15 protein-coding genes are annotated in these 14,993 nt (G+C 67.6%); 1 reads left to right on the top strand and 14 read right to left on the bottom strand.

Annotated features, from left to right (window positions below; genetic code table 11):
- Nucleotides 1–12: 12 nt before the first annotated feature.
- The 14 genes from ACWKSV_RS11055 to ACWKSV_RS10990 form a co-directional block, all read right to left on the bottom strand.
- Complete coding sequence (locus tag ACWKSV_RS11055; protein WP_483666796.1) at nucleotides 13–171, bottom strand: hypothetical protein; 159 nt, start codon at nucleotides 169–171, stop codon at nucleotides 13–15.
- A 321-nt stretch (nucleotides 172–492) separates the two neighbouring features.
- Nucleotides 493–1,032 carry a GNAT family N-acetyltransferase gene (locus ACWKSV_RS11050; RefSeq protein WP_216637073.1) on the bottom strand — a complete coding sequence of 180 codons (540 nt, stop codon included), beginning with the start codon at nucleotides 1,030–1,032 and terminating at the stop codon, nucleotides 493–495.
- A complete protein-coding gene (locus ACWKSV_RS11045) occupies nucleotides 1,029–1,934 on the bottom strand; it encodes a hemolysin family protein (protein WP_056436571.1) in 906 nt (301 codons plus the stop codon). Before ACWKSV_RS11045 ends, ACWKSV_RS11050 begins: the two co-directional genes overlap by 4 nt.
- Before the next feature lie 9 nt (nucleotides 1,935–1,943).
- Nucleotides 1,944–2,459 carry an rRNA maturation RNase YbeY gene (gene ybeY / locus ACWKSV_RS11040; RefSeq protein ID WP_076717595.1) on the bottom strand — a complete coding sequence of 172 codons (516 nt, stop codon included), beginning with the start codon at nucleotides 2,457–2,459 and terminating at the stop codon, nucleotides 1,944–1,946.
- A gap of 103 nt (nucleotides 2,460–2,562) precedes the next feature.
- The gene (locus tag ACWKSV_RS11035; protein WP_056436576.1) at nucleotides 2,563–3,561 is read right to left on the bottom strand and encodes a PhoH family protein; all 999 of its coding nucleotides are present in this window, start codon (nucleotides 3,559–3,561) and stop codon (nucleotides 2,563–2,565) included.
- Between the two features lie 421 nt (nucleotides 3,562–3,982).
- Nucleotides 3,983–5,305: a tRNA (N6-isopentenyl adenosine(37)-C2)-methylthiotransferase MiaB gene (gene miaB / locus ACWKSV_RS11030; protein WP_076717593.1), complete on the bottom strand. Its 1,323-nt coding sequence runs from the start codon at nucleotides 5,303–5,305 to the stop codon at nucleotides 3,983–3,985.
- A 68-nt stretch (nucleotides 5,306–5,373) separates the two neighbouring features.
- Nucleotides 5,374–6,123, bottom strand: coding sequence for a lysophospholipid acyltransferase family protein (locus tag ACWKSV_RS11025; RefSeq protein ID WP_076717592.1), 750 nt, complete (start codon nucleotides 6,121–6,123; stop codon nucleotides 5,374–5,376).
- Complete coding sequence (locus tag ACWKSV_RS11020; protein WP_007406973.1) at nucleotides 6,120–6,542, bottom strand: Fur family transcriptional regulator; 423 nt, start codon at nucleotides 6,540–6,542, stop codon at nucleotides 6,120–6,122. The genes ACWKSV_RS11025 and ACWKSV_RS11020 overlap by 4 nt, the downstream gene beginning before the upstream one ends.
- Nucleotides 6,543–6,641: 99 nt before the next feature.
- Complete coding sequence (locus ACWKSV_RS11015) at nucleotides 6,642–7,127, bottom strand: GNAT family N-acetyltransferase (protein WP_076717590.1); 486 nt, start codon at nucleotides 7,125–7,127, stop codon at nucleotides 6,642–6,644.
- The gene (gene tsaB / locus ACWKSV_RS11010; RefSeq protein WP_076717588.1) at nucleotides 7,127–7,777 is read right to left on the bottom strand and encodes a tRNA (adenosine(37)-N6)-threonylcarbamoyltransferase complex dimerization subunit type 1 TsaB; all 651 of its coding nucleotides are present in this window, start codon (nucleotides 7,775–7,777) and stop codon (nucleotides 7,127–7,129) included. Before tsaB ends, ACWKSV_RS11015 begins: the two co-directional genes overlap by 1 nt.
- A 7-nt stretch (nucleotides 7,778–7,784) precedes the next feature.
- A complete protein-coding gene (locus tag ACWKSV_RS11005; protein ID WP_076717586.1) occupies nucleotides 7,785–8,375 on the bottom strand; it encodes a malonic semialdehyde reductase in 591 nt (196 codons plus the stop codon).
- The gene (locus tag ACWKSV_RS11000) at nucleotides 8,375–8,944 is read right to left on the bottom strand and encodes a NifU family protein (RefSeq protein WP_056437140.1); all 570 of its coding nucleotides are present in this window, start codon (nucleotides 8,942–8,944) and stop codon (nucleotides 8,375–8,377) included. The genes ACWKSV_RS11005 and ACWKSV_RS11000 overlap by 1 nt, the downstream gene beginning before the upstream one ends.
- A gap of 104 nt (nucleotides 8,945–9,048) precedes the next feature.
- The gene (locus ACWKSV_RS10995) at nucleotides 9,049–10,845 is read right to left on the bottom strand and encodes a methyl-accepting chemotaxis protein (RefSeq protein ID WP_076717584.1); all 1,797 of its coding nucleotides are present in this window, start codon (nucleotides 10,843–10,845) and stop codon (nucleotides 9,049–9,051) included.
- Nucleotides 10,846–10,957: 112 nt separating this feature from the next.
- Nucleotides 10,958–11,677, bottom strand: coding sequence for an aspartyl/asparaginyl beta-hydroxylase domain-containing protein (locus ACWKSV_RS10990; protein ID WP_076717582.1), 720 nt, complete (start codon nucleotides 11,675–11,677; stop codon nucleotides 10,958–10,960).
- A 188-nt stretch (nucleotides 11,678–11,865) separates the two neighbouring features.
- On the opposite strand from ACWKSV_RS10990, the gene ACWKSV_RS10985 reads away from it, so the two are divergent.
- Nucleotides 11,866–14,817 carry a M16 family metallopeptidase gene (locus ACWKSV_RS10985; protein ID WP_076717581.1) on the top strand — a complete coding sequence of 984 codons (2,952 nt, stop codon included), beginning with the start codon at nucleotides 11,866–11,868 and terminating at the stop codon, nucleotides 14,815–14,817.
- Nucleotides 14,818–14,993: the final 176 nt, after the last annotated feature.

Genomic DNA, 14,993 nt, shown 5'->3' with positions numbered 1-14,993 from the left:
AATGTCAGGGAGTTATTTCGCGCCCTCGATCAGGGAAACCTCGAAATCATGTTCCTGTGCCGTCAATCGGCTGCCCAACCGGACATAGGGCAGAGCGTCCGGCAGAGATAACCTATTAAAATGTGATCTGTGATCGATTGCATGATTTTCCGGGGCGGTATCGGCATCCATCCAAAACGGACTTATTCGCCGTTGTCCGCCTCATGCCAACATCTACACCCGGTCTCGCCAAGAACCATTTCAGGGAGGCCGAGATGAAAAGGATTGCGTTGTCCGTTCCAGGGTTTGCTGCACTGGCGACGGTTGCCATTGCGGGAACGGCCAGTCCGGTCGTTGCGGCGCCAACCTGTGAGCAGGAAGTGGAAATCCGCTGCTCTGGCTACGATTTCGCCGGACGGCCGCGTCTCGACATTTATTACTCGAGCTACGAACAATGCGTCGAGAGCGAGACGGCCGCGCGATGTGCCGCGCCGCGTGATGGTTCGCAGAGTGCTAGTCTGATGCGCTTTCGGTATCAACAGGCGCAGGGCTGAACAGAGTGCGGTTTGTCGGGCCGTCCGGCAAACCGCCTATCCGTTGCTCCAGGGCAGGGGGCGAAGCGTCAGCACCATATCGCAGCGGTCGAGCCCTGGCCCATATCCATCTGTTGTCACGCTCGGCCTGAAAGCCCAGCCGCTCGTAAAAGGCCCGGCTATGCTGGCTGGTATCCAGCCGGACCTCGCGGACATCCGCTTGGGCGGCCCGGTCCAGTCGTACGCGAACCAGCGCGGTGCCGATGCCCTGTCTATGGCGCGTGCGGTCGACCAGGCCCCAGCAGAAATACCCAGTTCGACCGTTCCCGCCGATGGCCATCCCGCCGCAGCCGACGATGTGGCCATCCCGTTCCGCCACCTGAAACGCCCATTTCGCCGCATCATGGTCGAGGAAATGCGCGAAGTCGGCGCGTTCGGACGGCGCGAAATAGGGAGCGCTATTGCCGTCGAACAGCGCCAGGCAGGCGTCGCGATCCCCGGCCCGATAGGCACGGATCACTCGTCGACCGTGGCCACCGCCGGATGGAGGCGCAGGCGGTGGATGCGACGCTCATCGGCCTCCGTCACCTCGATCCGCCAGCCGCTGGGATGGTCGATACAGGTGCCGACCGGAGGTACCTGTCCTGCCAGCACGGCGGTCAGGCCGCCCAGCGTGTCGACATCGTCCTCCGCTTCTTCGAGCTGCGGGTCGACGGCGCGGCCGACCTCCTCCAGCCCGACGCGCGCATCCGCATCCCAGGCACCGCCATCGAGCGGCACGAGCAGCGCCTGCGGCGCCTCGTCATGCTCGTCCTCGATCTCGCCGACGATTTCCTCGATCAGGTCCTCGATGGTGACGAGGCCCTCGGTCCCCGAATATTCGTCGAGTACCACCGCCAGGTGCACCCGCTTCTGGCGCATGTCGGCCAGCAGATCGAGCGCCCCGCGCGACATGGGCACATAGAGCGGATCGCGGATCAGCCCGGCGATGGTGGCGGGATGCTCCGCACCGGTCGCCAGGATGTTGAACACGTCCTTGATATGCACCATGCCGATGATCGAATCGAGCGTCTCGCGATAGACGGGCAGGCGGCTGTGTCCGGCCTCGGCGAAGATCTGGACCAGATGGTCGAAGGTCGTGCGCTCCTCGACCGCGATGATGTCGGCACGGGGCACACCCACGTCACCGGCATCGCGCTCGCCGAAATGCAGCAGGTTGCGGACCATCTGACGCTCTAGCGGGGTCAGGTCGCCCTTGGCATCGGGGCCGGGATCGCCCTCGTGCCGGTCGATCGCATCCTCCAGCTGGTCGCGGAGCGACTCTTCCTGATCGCCGCCGAAGATCAGGCTCTTCAGCCCGTGCCAGATGCTGGATTCGTTGGAGTCACCGTTGCCGGTGCTGCTACTGGGGCCGTCGGCCATCGGGGGGTGTCAGTCCTCGCGTATCAGATAGGGATCGGCGATGCCGAGACTGGCCAGCGCGTCGCGTTCGATCGCCTCCATCGCTTCTGCCTCGCCATCGTTCATATGGTCATAGCCTAGCAGATGCAGGACGCCATGCACCAGCAGATGAGTCGCGTGCGTTTCGGCGGAAATCCCGCGTTCGGCCGCTTCCGCCACACAGACGCCGTGGGCGAGCACGATATCGCCCAGCAGAACCTCACCATCGTCGGAGTTCTGCGTCACCGTCTCGATCAGGTCGGGCTGGACCATCGGGAAGGACAGGACGTTGGTCGGCTTGTCCTTCTGCCGATACTGGCGGTTGAGCGATTGAACCTCGTCATCGCTGGTCAGCCGCACCGAAATCTCGATCAGCGCGGGCGTGGTCAGCAGCGGGCCGTAGGGCGTCCGCTCGATCGCGGCACGCGCGGCGGTGGTGGCCAACGCCTCCCAGTTCTGCTCGTCGCCCAACCAGGGCTCTTCATGAATCAGCGCGATTTCGATCATGGGAGCCTTTCAAGGGCAGCGGGGCGGTGATGGTGAAAATCGCCGCCCCCTATCAACAGTTCCATCGTTACGCCAACGAAAGCAGATGTTGGCGAAAGCAGGCTCAGGCGTTCGGCCCTTCATAGGCGTCGACGATCCGCCCGACGATCGGATGACGGACGACGTCGGCGGCGGTGAAGCGGCTCATCGCGATGCCCTCGACACCCTCCAGGCGACGCACCGCATCGGCCAGCCCGGATGCGGCGACGCCGCCGGGCAGGTCGACCTGGTTGGGGTCGCCGCAGATGACCATGCGGCTGTTCTGGCCGAAGCGGGTCAGGAACATCTTCATCTGGGCGGGTGTGGTGTTCTGCGCTTCGTCGAGAATGACGAAGGCATCGGCCAGCGTCCGGCCGCGCATGAAGGCGATCGGCGCGATCTCGATCTCGCCGCTGGCGATCCGCCGCTCCACCTGCTCGGCGGGCAGGCAGTCGTGCAGCGCATCATAGAGCGGGCGGAGATAGGGATCGACCTTCTCCTTCATGTCGCCGGGCAGGAAGCCCAGCTTCTCGCCCGCCTCGACCGCCGGGCGCGACAGGATCAGCCGCTGGACCGATCCGGTGATCAGCTGCGCCACCGCCTGCGCGACCGCGACATAGGTCTTGCCGGTGCCGGCCGGACCAAGCGCGAAGATCATGTCGTTGGACACAAGCTCCTTCATATAATGCGCCTGGGCGGGGGTGCGCGGCACGATCGTCTTCTTGCGCGTGCGGATCATGACCGACGGGGTCGAACTGCGCTCGGCGCTGAGGATGCCGTCGAGCGTCGGCTCGGAAGCCATCGCGATCGAGGCGTCCACCAGGCCGGTATCCACCTCCTCGCCGCGCTGGATACGGGCATAGAGGTCGTTCAGCACGTCGCGGGCCAGCGCCACCTGCTCGGCGGTACCCTCCAGGCCGACCCGATTGCCCCGCGCGGTGATGTACACGCCGAGGCGATTCTCCAATGCGACCAGATTGCGGTCATATTGGCCGAACAGCTGCGCCAGCACTTGCGGCTTGTCGAAGCTGAGTTCCGCCCGGCTGCGTTCACCGGCCTGGGCGGGGAGGGGCTTGCGGCTCATGCGGTCCTTTCACCGTCTGTGGTTTCCCCAAGATGGGGTGGCACCGGTCGGAACGCCAGCGAAATTGCGTGACATAGGTGTGACGCGATGAGGCTTTTTTGCGCGCAGAGGCGCAGAGGGCGCAGAGAAGAAGAGCCCTGCGTGGCGGTCGGGAGACCTTCTTCTTCCTCTGCGCTCTCTGCGCCTCTGCGCGATTAAAAAGATTTTGGTTCGCGCGGAGGCGCGGAGGCGCGGAGAGGGTGTATCTAGCCGCGATCTTGGCCTGTGAGCCATTGGCTTTCAAATAGGTCTCCCGGTCGCGAGGGCCGGATGAAGCATCGACGAGCCAGGCACCTCCGCGTCTCCGCGTCTCCGCGCGAACAAAATTGCGGAAGCGCAGGCGTAGGCTTCGACTTCACTCAGCCTGAACGGAGGTTGGGGTTTACGCCGCCGCCTTTACCTTCGCCTGGCCGGTCAGCGAGTTCGGTCCGGCGGCGACCAGTTCGACCTCGACCAGGTCGCCGATCTGGTGGTCGCCGATCAGGTGGACCGACTGGAGCCAGGGCGACTTGCCGAGCATCTGGCCGGGTAGCTTGCCGCGCCGTTCGAGCAGGACGGTGCAGGTCCGTCCGACGCTGGCGAGGTTGAACGCATGCTGGTCGCGGTTGAGCGCGGCCTGGAGACGCTGGAGGCGGTCGTCCATCACCTCAGGCAGAACCTGATCCGCCATCGTCGCGGCGGGGGTGCCGGGGCGGGGCGAGTATTTGAAGCTGAACGCCTGGGCATGGCCCATCGCGTCGACCAGGCTCAGCGTGTCCGCGAAGTCCGCCTCGGTCTCGCCGGGGAAGCCGACGATGAAATCCCCCGACAGCGCGATGTCGGGCCGCGCCGCGCGCACGCGGTCCATCACCCGCATATAGCTGTCGCGCGTATGCTGGCGGTTCATCGCCTTCAGGATGCGGTCGCTGCCCGACTGCACCGGCAGATGGAGGAAGGGCATCAGGCTTTCGACGTCGCGATGCGCGTCGATCAGCCCTTGCGTCATGTCGTTGGGATGGCTGGTCGTGTAGCGGATGCGGTGCAGCCCCGGAATCCGGTCCAATTCGCGGATCAGGCCATGCAGGCCGCGGTCGTCGGCATCGTTCCACGCATTGACGTTCTGGCCCAGCAGCGTGATCTCGCGCGCGCCCGCATCGACCAGCGACCGCGCCTCGTCCATGATCGCCGAATAGGATCGGCTGACCTCGGCACCGCGCGTATAGGGCACGACGCAATAGGTGCAGAACTTGTCGCAGCCTTCCTGCACGGTCAGGAAGGCCGAGGGGTTCACCTTGCGACGGCCGGGCAGGTGGACGAACTTGGACTCGACCGGCATGTCGGTGTCGAGCGCGGCCTCGCCCGCCGCCGCCCTGGCGACCAGATCGGGCAGGTTGTGATAGGCCTGCGGGCCGACCACCACATCGACCTTGGCGCGGCGGACGATCTCCGCCCCTTCGGCCTGGGCGACGCAGCCTGCGACCGCGATCATCGGCTTGCGGCCCTGCTCGCCCGCATCCTTCCGCAGACGGCCGATCTCCGAATAGACCCGCTCGGTCGCGCGCTCGCGGATGTGGCAGGTGTTGAGGACGATCAGATCGGCGGCGCTGGCATCGTCGGTCGTCGACAGGCCTTGCGCGGCCATCAATTCGGCCATGCGCTCGCCGTCATAGACGTTCATCTGACAGCCGAAGGACTTGACGTGGAAGGTCTTGGGAGATGCGGGCATGACGCGGCCCTTATCGTAAAAGTCGCCCGCTCGCCAGCTTCGGGAAGGCGCACTGGCCGCGACGGAGATCAGGTTTCGACGATTCGCCGCCGGGCTTCCGCTGCGATCGCCTTGCGGTCGGGGAAGTCTGCCGGGTCGAATGGTGCGAGATAATGGAGCGTGACGGTGAACCGCCCCCGCCGCCGCAGCACCCGTTTGACATGGGCGTCCCCCGGATCGGTGCCGAGCCAGGCCAGATCGCCCGCCGCCGCGCCATAGTCGATCCGCACCGGCTGCACGCGGATGCCGGGGACGGGCGGCACCAGGGCGGCGAACAGCGCGGGCTTGAAGGGCAGCAGGTTGAGGTCGTCGCCGGTCGTCCCTTCCGGAAACACCGCCAGCGGCGGCCCTTCGGTCAGGGCGGTGCGGATCGTCGCGACCTGATCGCCCACGCCCAGCCGATCGCCGCGCTCGACGAACAGGGTACGGTTGAGTCCGGCGAGCCAGCCGACCAGCGGCAGCGCCGCCACCTCCGCCTTGGCGACGAAACGCGTGCCCGACGTGCCCGCCAGCAGGAGGATATCCATCCAGCTCAGGTGATTGGCCGCAATCATCACATCGCGGCGTTCGGCCGTGCCGACGACGCGAATGTCCGCGCCCAGGATCATCGCGACCCGGCACAGGAAGCGGGGCGGCCAGGGCGAGGTGCGTCCGGCCAGCCGCCACGCCCCGTGCAGCGCCAGCGCGATCAGCAGCACGCCCACGATACATAAAAGGCGACCCGCTGCTCGCAGGCCGCCCTTGCTGTCGGCGTCGTCGGGGACGGCCGCTGCCATCATCCCTTGCGGTCGAGACTGACGCCGTAAAGCTCCATCCGGTGATCGACCAGGCGGAAGCCCAGCTTCTCGGCGATCGCCTTTTGCAGCTGTTCCAGTTCGGGGTCGACGAACTCGATCACGCGGCCGGTCTCGACATCGATCAGATGGTCGTGATGCGCCTCGGGCGAAGGTTCGTAGCGGGCGCGGCCGTCGCCGAAATCATGGCGGTCCAGGATGCCCGCTTCCTCGAACAGGCGGACGGTGCGGTACACGGTCGCGATCGAGATGCCGGGATCGATCTTGGCGGCACGCTCATAGACCTTTTCCACATCGGGATGGTCCTCCGCCTCCGACAGGACGCGGGCGATCACGCGGCGCTGTTCGGTGATGCGCAGTCCCTTTTGCGCGCACAGCGCTTCGAGATCGATTTTGCGGGCCATGGTAACGTTTCAACTCCTCGGGCAAACCCCTCTCTACCCCCAAAGCCTAATTGCGAAAAGGGGATAGCGACTCGCAATAACCCGGAAACAGTGATCGGGTCAGCCGATAGCCCGGGTTGCGATCGACCGTCGATAGGTGTGCGCGTCATAATGGCGCCCGTCGGCGCCCTTATAATAATTGCGCCGTTCGCCGCACTTGGCAAAACCATGCGCGGAGTAGAACAGGATGGCGGGATTGTTCGACCGCACCTCCAGATGCAGCGTTTCCACCCCATGTGCGGCGCAGTCGGCGACGACCGCCTCGACCAGCAGGCTGCCGATCCGCGTGCGGCGATGCTCCGGCGTGACGCCCAGCAGCAGCAATTCCGCCTCGTCCAGCACCGAACGGGTCAGCGCGAAGCCCGCCGGATCCTCACCCGCCTCGGCGACCAGCAGCTTGATGCCGGGCAGCGCCATGACGCCAAGTAGCTGCGAGCGAGTCCAGGCCTCGCCCCATTGCGGGTCGAAGGCGGCGGCCATGACCCGTTCGACGACACCGGCGTCGCGCGCGTCACCGGGGCGAAGCGAGATGCCGATGCTAGCCATCAGGCGGCCCCGAGGCCGACGGCGTCGGGCGGCGTGATCCCGCCGGGCAGCTTGGCGTCCGGGGCTCGGCCATAGACGGGGCGCGGGGGCAGGGCGGTGAGGTCGGCGGGCAGCCGCCATGCCTCCGACGCATCGGGCAGCGCTTCGACCACCGGCAGATCGGGTGCCAATGCGGTCAGCCAGCGGACCCCGTTGCCGATCGCGACCCGGCCCTCCAACGCGGCAAGCGCGGCATCGGGCTTCATCGAGGCAAAGGGGGAAAGGGCGGTCAGGTCGCGGGCAAAGGCCTGGACGAAGACCTCGCCATGCCCGCCTTCCAGCACGACCGTCAGCGCGGCGTCGTCGCGCGCGGCGAACCCGGCGGCGGCGACCAGCGCCAGCGATTGATAGCCGGTCGCGGTCACGCCCCAGCCCAGTGCCAGCCCGCGCGCCGCCGCGATGCCGACGCGGATGCCGGTGAAGCTGCCCGGCCCGCAATCGACCAGGATGCGCGCCGCCCGGCCGCCATCGGGCAAGGCCGCGATCATCGGCACCAGCCGTTCGGCATGGCCACGCCCGACCACGTCATGGCCATGCGCGACCACCCGGTCGCCGTCGAGAAGGGCGACCGAGCAGGCGGCGGTGGCGGTGTCGATGACCAGCGTGCGCAAGTTTGGCTCAGGCGATCCGGTTGGCTTGTTCGAACGCCAGCCGGGGGTTGCGCGGATGCAGCTTCGACGTGTCGCCATAACCCAGCGTCGCGATGAAATTCGACCGAACGCCCGGCTGGTCGGCGAAGAACGCCTTGTCCACCGCGCCCTGGTCGAAGCCCGACATCGCACCGGTATCCAGCCCCAGCGCGCGCGCGGCGAGGATCAGATAGGCGCCCTGGAGCGAGCTGTTGCGGAAGGCCGAGGCCTCGCGCAGTTCGGTATTGCCGTCGAACCAGCTCTTGGCGTCCACATGCGGGAACAGCTGCGGCAGGGTTTCGTGGAAGTTCACGTCCATGCCGATGATGACGGCGGCGGGCGCGTTGCGGATCTTGTCGGCATTGCTGTCCGAGGCGCAGGATGCGAGCTTTTCCTTCGCCTCCGCGCTCAGGCACCACACCATGCGCGCCGGGCTCTGGTTGGTCGAGGTCGGCGGCATCTTCATCAGATCCCAGATCGCCCGGATCTCGTCCTCGCCTACGGCCTTGTCGAGATAATGGTTGAAGGTGCGGCCCTCGCGGAACAGCCGGTCGAGGCTGGCATCGTCGATGGGGTTCATCAGACGGCCCTCACTTCGGTGACTTCGGGGACATAATGGCGCAGCAGCTGCTCGATGCCGTTCTTCAACGTCGCGGTGGACGAGGGGCAACCAGCGCAGGCACCCTGCATCTTCAGGTACACCTTGCCCTTGTCGAAGCCGCGATAGACGATGTCGCCGCCGTCATTAGCGACCGCCGGGCGAACGCGCGTGTCGATCAGCTCGCGAATCTGGGCGACGATGTCGGCATCCTCGGGATCGTCGGTGAAGCTGTCCTCCGACGGCACCGAAAAGTCCGCCGCACCTTGGCGGAACAACGGCATCTGCGCCGAGAAATGGTCGAGCAGGATGCCCAGCACATCGGGCTTCACGTCCGACCAGTCCGTGCCGGGCGCAACCGTGACCGAGACGAAGTCACGGCCGAAGAACACGCCGGTCACGTCGCCCAGGTTGAAGATCGCCTCGGCCAGCGGGCTGGCGGCGGCTTCCTCGGGCGAGGCGAAGTCGCGGGTGCCGCTGTCCATAACCTTGCGGCCGGGCAGGAATTTCAGCGTCGCCGGGTTGGGCGTCGGTTCGGTCTCGATCAGCATGACCCCCATGTGGCGCGGGTCGCGATGGGGATCAAGCAGGACGCGGGAAAGGATGCGTTTCCGCAGAGGCAATCCCGCTTTGGCCAGCCCGCTTTGGCCGGCCATCAGAAGGCCGACCAGTCCTCATTCGCCGCGCGTCGGACAGGCAGCGGCACGACCCGTTCCTTCACCGACTCGACGACCCGCAGCGGCGCGGGTGGCATGTCGAGCACGAAGCGCTCCACCGCCTGCGACAATTGCTCCGCCTCCTCGGCCAGGCTGCGCGCGGCGGCGGTGGCCTGTTCGACCATCGCGGCATTTTGCTGCGTCACCATGTCCATCTGGGACAGGCTGGTGTTCACCTCGCCCAACCCCTTGGCCTGGCGATTCGCATCGTCGGCGATGCCGGTCATCAGCGTGCCCAGCCGACCCATGCCCTCGTTGATCTTCTCCAGCGCCACGCCCGTCTCGCCGACCAGCGCGACGCCGTTCTGCACGCCGCTGGCGCTGGCCAGCACGCGCTGCTTCACGTCGCGCGCGGCATCGGCCGAACGCTGCGCCAGCGCACGTACTTCGGAAGCGACCACCGCAAAGCCGCGCCCGGCCTCGCCCGCGCGCGCCGCCTCGACCCCGGCGTTGAGCGCGAGCAAATTGGTCTGGAAGGCGATGCCGTCGATGACGCCGATAATCTCCTCGATCTCGGACGAGGCGCGCTCGATATCGACCATCGCCGCGCGAGCCCGGACGACCACCGCGCCGCCGTCGCGCGCATCGGCGCGGGTCTGTTCCAGTGCCAGCGCGGCATCGCCCGCGCCGGTCGCGGCATGACGGACGGTTGCGGTGATCTCGTCCATCGCGGCGGCGGTTTCCTCCAGGCTGGCGGCCTGCTGCTCGGTGCGTTGCGACAGGTCGTCCGAGGCCTGACGTATGTCCATCGCGCCCGCCCGCACACCGCTGGTCGCGCCCACGACGCGCGCCATGGTCGCATGCAGCGCCGCCATCGCCGTGTTGAAGTCGTTCTTCAGCCGGGCGAAGGGCTCGTCCAGCCTCGCATCGATCCGCGCCGTCAGGTCGCCCTTCGCCAGTGCCGACAGGCCCTGGCCGATACTGGCGACGATCAGCTGGGTCTGGGCGGTCTTCTCAGCCTCGGCGCGGGCGAGCTGGTCGCGAAAGGCGACCATCGAGCGTGCCATCTCCCCCACCTCGTCCTCGCGTTCGGCATGAGGAATGGCGCGCCCGGTCTGGCCTTCCGCCAGCAGCCCCATGGCCTGGCGCAGCTCGTGCAGCGGCCGGACGACGGTGCGCAGCGCCATGTACAGGCCGGTCGCCAGCCCGGCGATGGCGAGCAGCAATGTCGCACCGATCAGGATCCAGCGTCCCTGTTCGGCGACGGTATCGGCGCGGACGTGCAGCGCCTTCACCTCGTCGGTCAGCGCATCGATCCGCGCGTCGGCGATCCTGGAGGCCAGTCGTTCGGCCGGGCGCACCCGCTGGCGGAAATGGGAAAGACCGGCGGCGCGGTCCCCGGTGCCTGCGAGGCGGCCGACCTCGGTCAGTTCATGCCGGACGCGGGCCTGCGAGGTGAAATAGGCGGGCGTGATCGCATAGCGCGCCGCATCGCCTTGCAGCGTACCCAGCTGGTCGGCAAACTTGCCCAGCCGCGTGTCGAACTTGCCCTGGATCACCTTTCGCTCGGCGGGATCGCTTTCGATCACCAGGTTGAGCGCATCGCGTTGCAGCGACCGGCTGAGCGAGCGGAGTTCGGCCAGGCGCAGCATCACCGCCTCGGCATGGGCGGCATCCTGATTGGCGCGGGCGACCCGCCCCTCGGTTTGCAGGGTGACGGCCGACAGGATCGCCAGCAACAGCATCGACACCAGCACGGGCGCGATGAGACGGGCTGCTACGCTCTTGATAAACATGACAATTCCGTGACAAAACCGGGGGCGGCAGGCGGCGCGGCTTGTCGTGGTCACGGGTTACCAAAAGGTTAAGAGTGTCCGGTTTTCGTACCGGATCGGCCGAAACCGACGGTCAGGCCGTCTTGCCGATCAGGCGCAGCAGGCCGTCCGCCACGGCTTGGCCGGGCTGGCGCAGCGGGCGGGCAAAACGCAGCCGCAGGACGATCCGCGCGGCCTCGGCTTCGTTCCACAATTCATGGGGATAGCTGTCGTCGAAGATCAGCGTTTCGCCTTCGGCCCAGCGCACGATCCGGTCGCGCACCCGCATCCGCGCGCCGCCGTCGCGCGGCACTGCCAGCCCCAGATGACAGGTCAGCAGCCCCTTGGTGGCGCCGCGCCGCATTTCGACATGCGCACCGGGCGCGAGCAGGGCGAAGGCGGCGTCGTGCAGCCCCGGCACCTCGGCCAGCGCCGCCGTCGCGACGGGACAGCGATTCGCCGTCTCGCCATCCCGCAGCAGCGGGACGATCCGGCTGGTCGAAGCCGGACCCGATACCGCCACCGCCTCGTCCCGGATCGCGCGCCATTGCCGCCGCAGCCCGGCCGTCCAGTCGAAGTCGCGAATATCGAGCACGGGGTCGTTGGGCACCAGCGAGGATGCCGCAATCACCCCGTCGAACACCCGGCACAGCGCCGCCAGTGCGGGATGGGGCGGGGCGGGGGGCGATGGCAGGCTGGGGATCGCGGCGACCAGGGTCGGGACGGGCCGCACGGGCCGCTCGGCCTCGCCCGAATTGTGCCATATTGTGGCCGGGCCCTGACGCTGGGCACTGGCCTTGATCGACTTGGTCATCACGTTCCGAACATCCCCGGCCCGACCCTTGGCGCCCAGGCATCGACGGCCCTTGTGACGCGGGATCAGTCTGGCCGTCCTAGGCCGCCACTGGGTCGAAATGATGGCGTCCGGCCGTCGCAAAGCGGTGCATTGGGGCGATTTAGGGGCGGCTGGCGATCCGGCGTGCGGCGGGTTATGAGGGGGGCATGGCATTTCCGTCCCGCGCTATGCGCCGCCTTGCCCTGCCGGTCCTTCTCGGACTGGCGATCCCCGTCATCGGCCAGGTTCCCGGCCAGACCGACAATCGTTCGGTGCCGCAGGGCATGCCGGTGTCCGCCAGCGTGGCGCCTCCCCCTTCGACGCCAGCGGCCGATCCGCTCGCCCCGCTGCCGCCGATCCCCGGCGTCGATCAGACGCCCTGGCTCTACAAGGGCTCGGACCTGCCGCAGGATAAGATGTGGAAGTTCGGGCGGCTGGCCAACGGCCTGCGCTTCGCGGTCCGCCGCAACGGCGTGCCGCCGGGGCAGGTGGCGGTGCGGGTGCGCATCGATGCGGGCGCGTTGAACGAGCAGGCGTCGGAGCGCGGCTTCGCCCATCTGATCGAGCATCTGTCCTTCCGCGGATCGCAATATGTGCCGGACGGCGAGGCCAAGCGTATCTGGCAGCGGCTGGGCGCGACCTTCGGTTCGGACTCCAATGCGTCCACCACGCCGACCCAGACCGTCTATCAGCTCGACCTGCCCGGCGCGACCGAGGCGGGGCTGGACGAGAGCCTGAAGATCCTGAGCGGCATGATGGCCGCGCCCTCGCTGACCGCCCAGTCGCTGAATGCCGAGCGTCCGGTGGTGCTGGCCGAACGCCGCGAGCAACCGGGGCCGCAGGTTCGCTATTCGGACAAGCTGCGCGAGACCTTCTTTGCGGGGCAGCCGCTGGCCGAACGTTCGCCGATCGGCCAGCTCAAGACGCTGGAGGCCGCGACGCCCCAGACGGTGAAGGCGTTCCACGACCGCTGGTATCGCCCCGAACGCGCGGTCGTCATCATCTCGGGCGACATGGATCCGGCGCTGCTGGCTAGGCTCGTCACCAAGAATTTCGGGTCCTGGCAGGGCGTCGGCCCCAATCCGCCCGATCCCGATTTCGGCAAGCCAACCGCCGATGCCCCTGTCGCGGGCGCGCTGGTCGAGCCGTCCATGCCGCCGGTCGTCGCCATGGCGGTGCTGCGCCCGTGGCAGTATCAGGACGATACCGCGATCTTCAACCAGAAGCGGATGGTCGACATGGTCGCCGCACGCCTGATCAGCCGCCGTCTGGAAAATCGGGCGCGCGCCGGGGGCAGCTTCTTGCAGGCCAGCGTCGCGCTCGACGATGTGTCGCGCTCCGCCAATCTCACCACGGTCAATGTCGTGCCGATCGGTGACAATTGGGAAGCCGCGCTGAAGGACGTGCGGGCGGTCGTCGCCGATGCGATGGCGACCCCGCCGACACAAGGCGAGATCGACCGCGAACTTGCCGATTACGACGCGATCCTGCGCAACCAGGTCGAAACCGCGCGGGTCGAGGCGGGGTCGAAACAGGCCGACGACATGGTCGGCGCACTCGATATCCGCGAGACGGTGACGGCACCCGAGACGAGCTATCAGATCCTGCGTCAGGCGATCGACAAGAAGATGTTCACGCCCGAAACGGTGCTCGCCTCGACGCGCAAGATTTTCCAGGGCACCGCGACCCGCGCGCTGGTCAACACCCGCAATGTGCAAGCCGATGCGGTCGCCAGGCTGACCGCCGCGCTGAAGGCGGATGTCCGCCCGCTCGCCGAACAGCGTCGCCGTCAGGGCACGGTCAGCTTTGCGCAGCTGCCCAAGCTCGGCACCCCCGGCAAGGTCGTATCGCGCGAGAAAGTCTCCGAGCTGGGGCTGGAGAAGGTGACCTTTGCCAATGGCACGCGGCTGCTGCTGTTCGCCAATGACGGCGAGACGGCCCGCGTCTATCTGCGGATCCGGTTCGGGCGTGGCTATGATGCCTTGCCCGCGAACCGGGAAAGCCCGGCCTGGGCGGCCGACCTCGCGTTGGTCGCGGGGGGCATCGGCAAGTTCGACCAGGGCGATCTCGACCGGCTGACCGCCGGGCGGACCATGGGGCTGGACTTCGACGTCGATGACGATGCCTTTGCCTTCAACGCCCTGTCGTCGCCCGGTGATTATGCCGACAACCTCAAGCTGATGGCGGCCAAGCTGATCGCGCCGCGCTGGGACGCGGCACCCGTCAACCGGGCCAAGGCGGCGATGCTGGCGGGGTATGATGGGTTCGACTCGTCGCCCGACGGCGTGCTCGGCCATGATTTGGAGCGATTGCTGCGCGACGGCGATCCGCGCTGGGGCACGCCGCCGCGCGACGCGGTGGTGGCAACCACGCCCCAGTCGTTCAAGGCGCTCTGGGCCCCGCTGCTCGCCTCCGGCCCGATCGAGGTGTCGGTATTCGGCGACGTGAAGGCGGACGAGGCGATCAAGGCGGTGGCCGACAGCTTCGGGGCGATCCCGGCGCGTAAAGGCGCGACCGGCCCGGTGCCGCCGATCCGCTTCCCCGCGCATGTCGCCACGCCCGTCGTCCGCACCCATACCGGCCCGGCGGATCAGGCGGCGGCGGTGATCGCCTGGCCGACCGGCGGCGGTTCGGCCGACGATCGCATCCGCAACCGGCTGGACGTGCTGGCGCAGGTCTTTGCCGACCGGCTGTTCGACCGGCTGCGGTCGCAGGCGGGGGCCAGCTACAGTCCGCAGGTCGCCAGCCAGTGGCCGATCGGCCTGCCCGGCGGCGGGCGGATGATCGCCATCGGCATGGTCGCCCCCGACAAGGTCGACTTCTTCCTGTCGACCGCCCGCGCGATCGCCGCCGATCTGGCGTCCAAGCCGATCGACGCCGACGAACTGCAACGCATCAAGCGACCCATGGCGCAGCGCCTCGCGCGTATGGCCTCGGGCAATCTATTCTGGATGCAGCGGCTGGGCGGTGCGACCTATGATCCGCAACGGATCGAGGCGACCAAGCGTCTGGCGCAGGATTTCGTATCGATCGGTCCGGCCGACCTGCAGGCGGTCGCGGCGAGGTATCTGCGCCCGGATACCGACTGGACGCTGAAGGTGGTGCCAAGGGCCAAGTGATCCTCCCCGCTGGCGGGGAGGGGGACCGCCGCGTAGCGGTGGTGGAGGGGGTGTGCCGATAGGGACGTCCTATGGGGAAGTCCCCCTCCGTCAGGCCTTCGGCCTGCCACCTCCCCGTGCCGGGAGGAACCAGTCGCTTTCCCGCACGTTTTTCGCGGCCATCCACCTTTGTGCGC

Source organism: Sphingomonas sp. SphC10 (genome assembly GCF_057004845.1).
Note: the sequence above shows the minus strand (reverse complement) of the source record. Positions and strands in the feature narration are given on the sequence as shown.

Coding starts and splice junctions, on each gene's coding strand:
- ACWKSV_RS11055 (WP_483666796.1), bottom strand. CDS start 171: ATGGATGCCGATACCGCCCCGGAAAATCATGCAATCGATCACAGATCA.
- ACWKSV_RS11045 (WP_056436571.1), bottom strand. CDS start 1,934: ATGGCCGACGGCCCCAGTAGCAGCACCGGCAACGGTGACTCCAACGAA.
- ybeY (WP_076717595.1), bottom strand. CDS start 2,459: ATGATCGAAATCGCGCTGATTCATGAAGAGCCCTGGTTGGGCGACGAG.
- ACWKSV_RS11035 (WP_056436576.1), bottom strand. CDS start 3,561: ATGAGCCGCAAGCCCCTCCCCGCCCAGGCCGGTGAACGCAGCCGGGCG.
- miaB (WP_076717593.1), bottom strand. CDS start 5,305: ATGCCCGCATCTCCCAAGACCTTCCACGTCAAGTCCTTCGGCTGTCAG.
- ACWKSV_RS11025 (WP_076717592.1), bottom strand. CDS start 6,123: ATGATGGCAGCGGCCGTCCCCGACGACGCCGACAGCAAGGGCGGCCTG.
- ACWKSV_RS11020 (WP_007406973.1), bottom strand. CDS start 6,542: ATGGCCCGCAAAATCGATCTCGAAGCGCTGTGCGCGCAAAAGGGACTG.
- ACWKSV_RS11015 (WP_076717590.1), bottom strand. CDS start 7,127: ATGGCTAGCATCGGCATCTCGCTTCGCCCCGGTGACGCGCGCGACGCC.
- ACWKSV_RS11005 (WP_076717586.1), bottom strand. CDS start 8,375: ATGAACCCCATCGACGATGCCAGCCTCGACCGGCTGTTCCGCGAGGGC.
- ACWKSV_RS11000 (WP_056437140.1), bottom strand. CDS start 8,944: ATGCTGATCGAGACCGAACCGACGCCCAACCCGGCGACGCTGAAATTC.
- ACWKSV_RS10995 (WP_076717584.1), bottom strand. CDS start 10,845: ATGTTTATCAAGAGCGTAGCAGCCCGTCTCATCGCGCCCGTGCTGGTG.
- ACWKSV_RS10990 (WP_076717582.1), bottom strand. CDS start 11,677: ATGACCAAGTCGATCAAGGCCAGTGCCCAGCGTCAGGGCCCGGCCACA.
- ACWKSV_RS10985 (WP_076717581.1), top strand. CDS start 11,866: ATGGCATTTCCGTCCCGCGCTATGCGCCGCCTTGCCCTGCCGGTCCTT.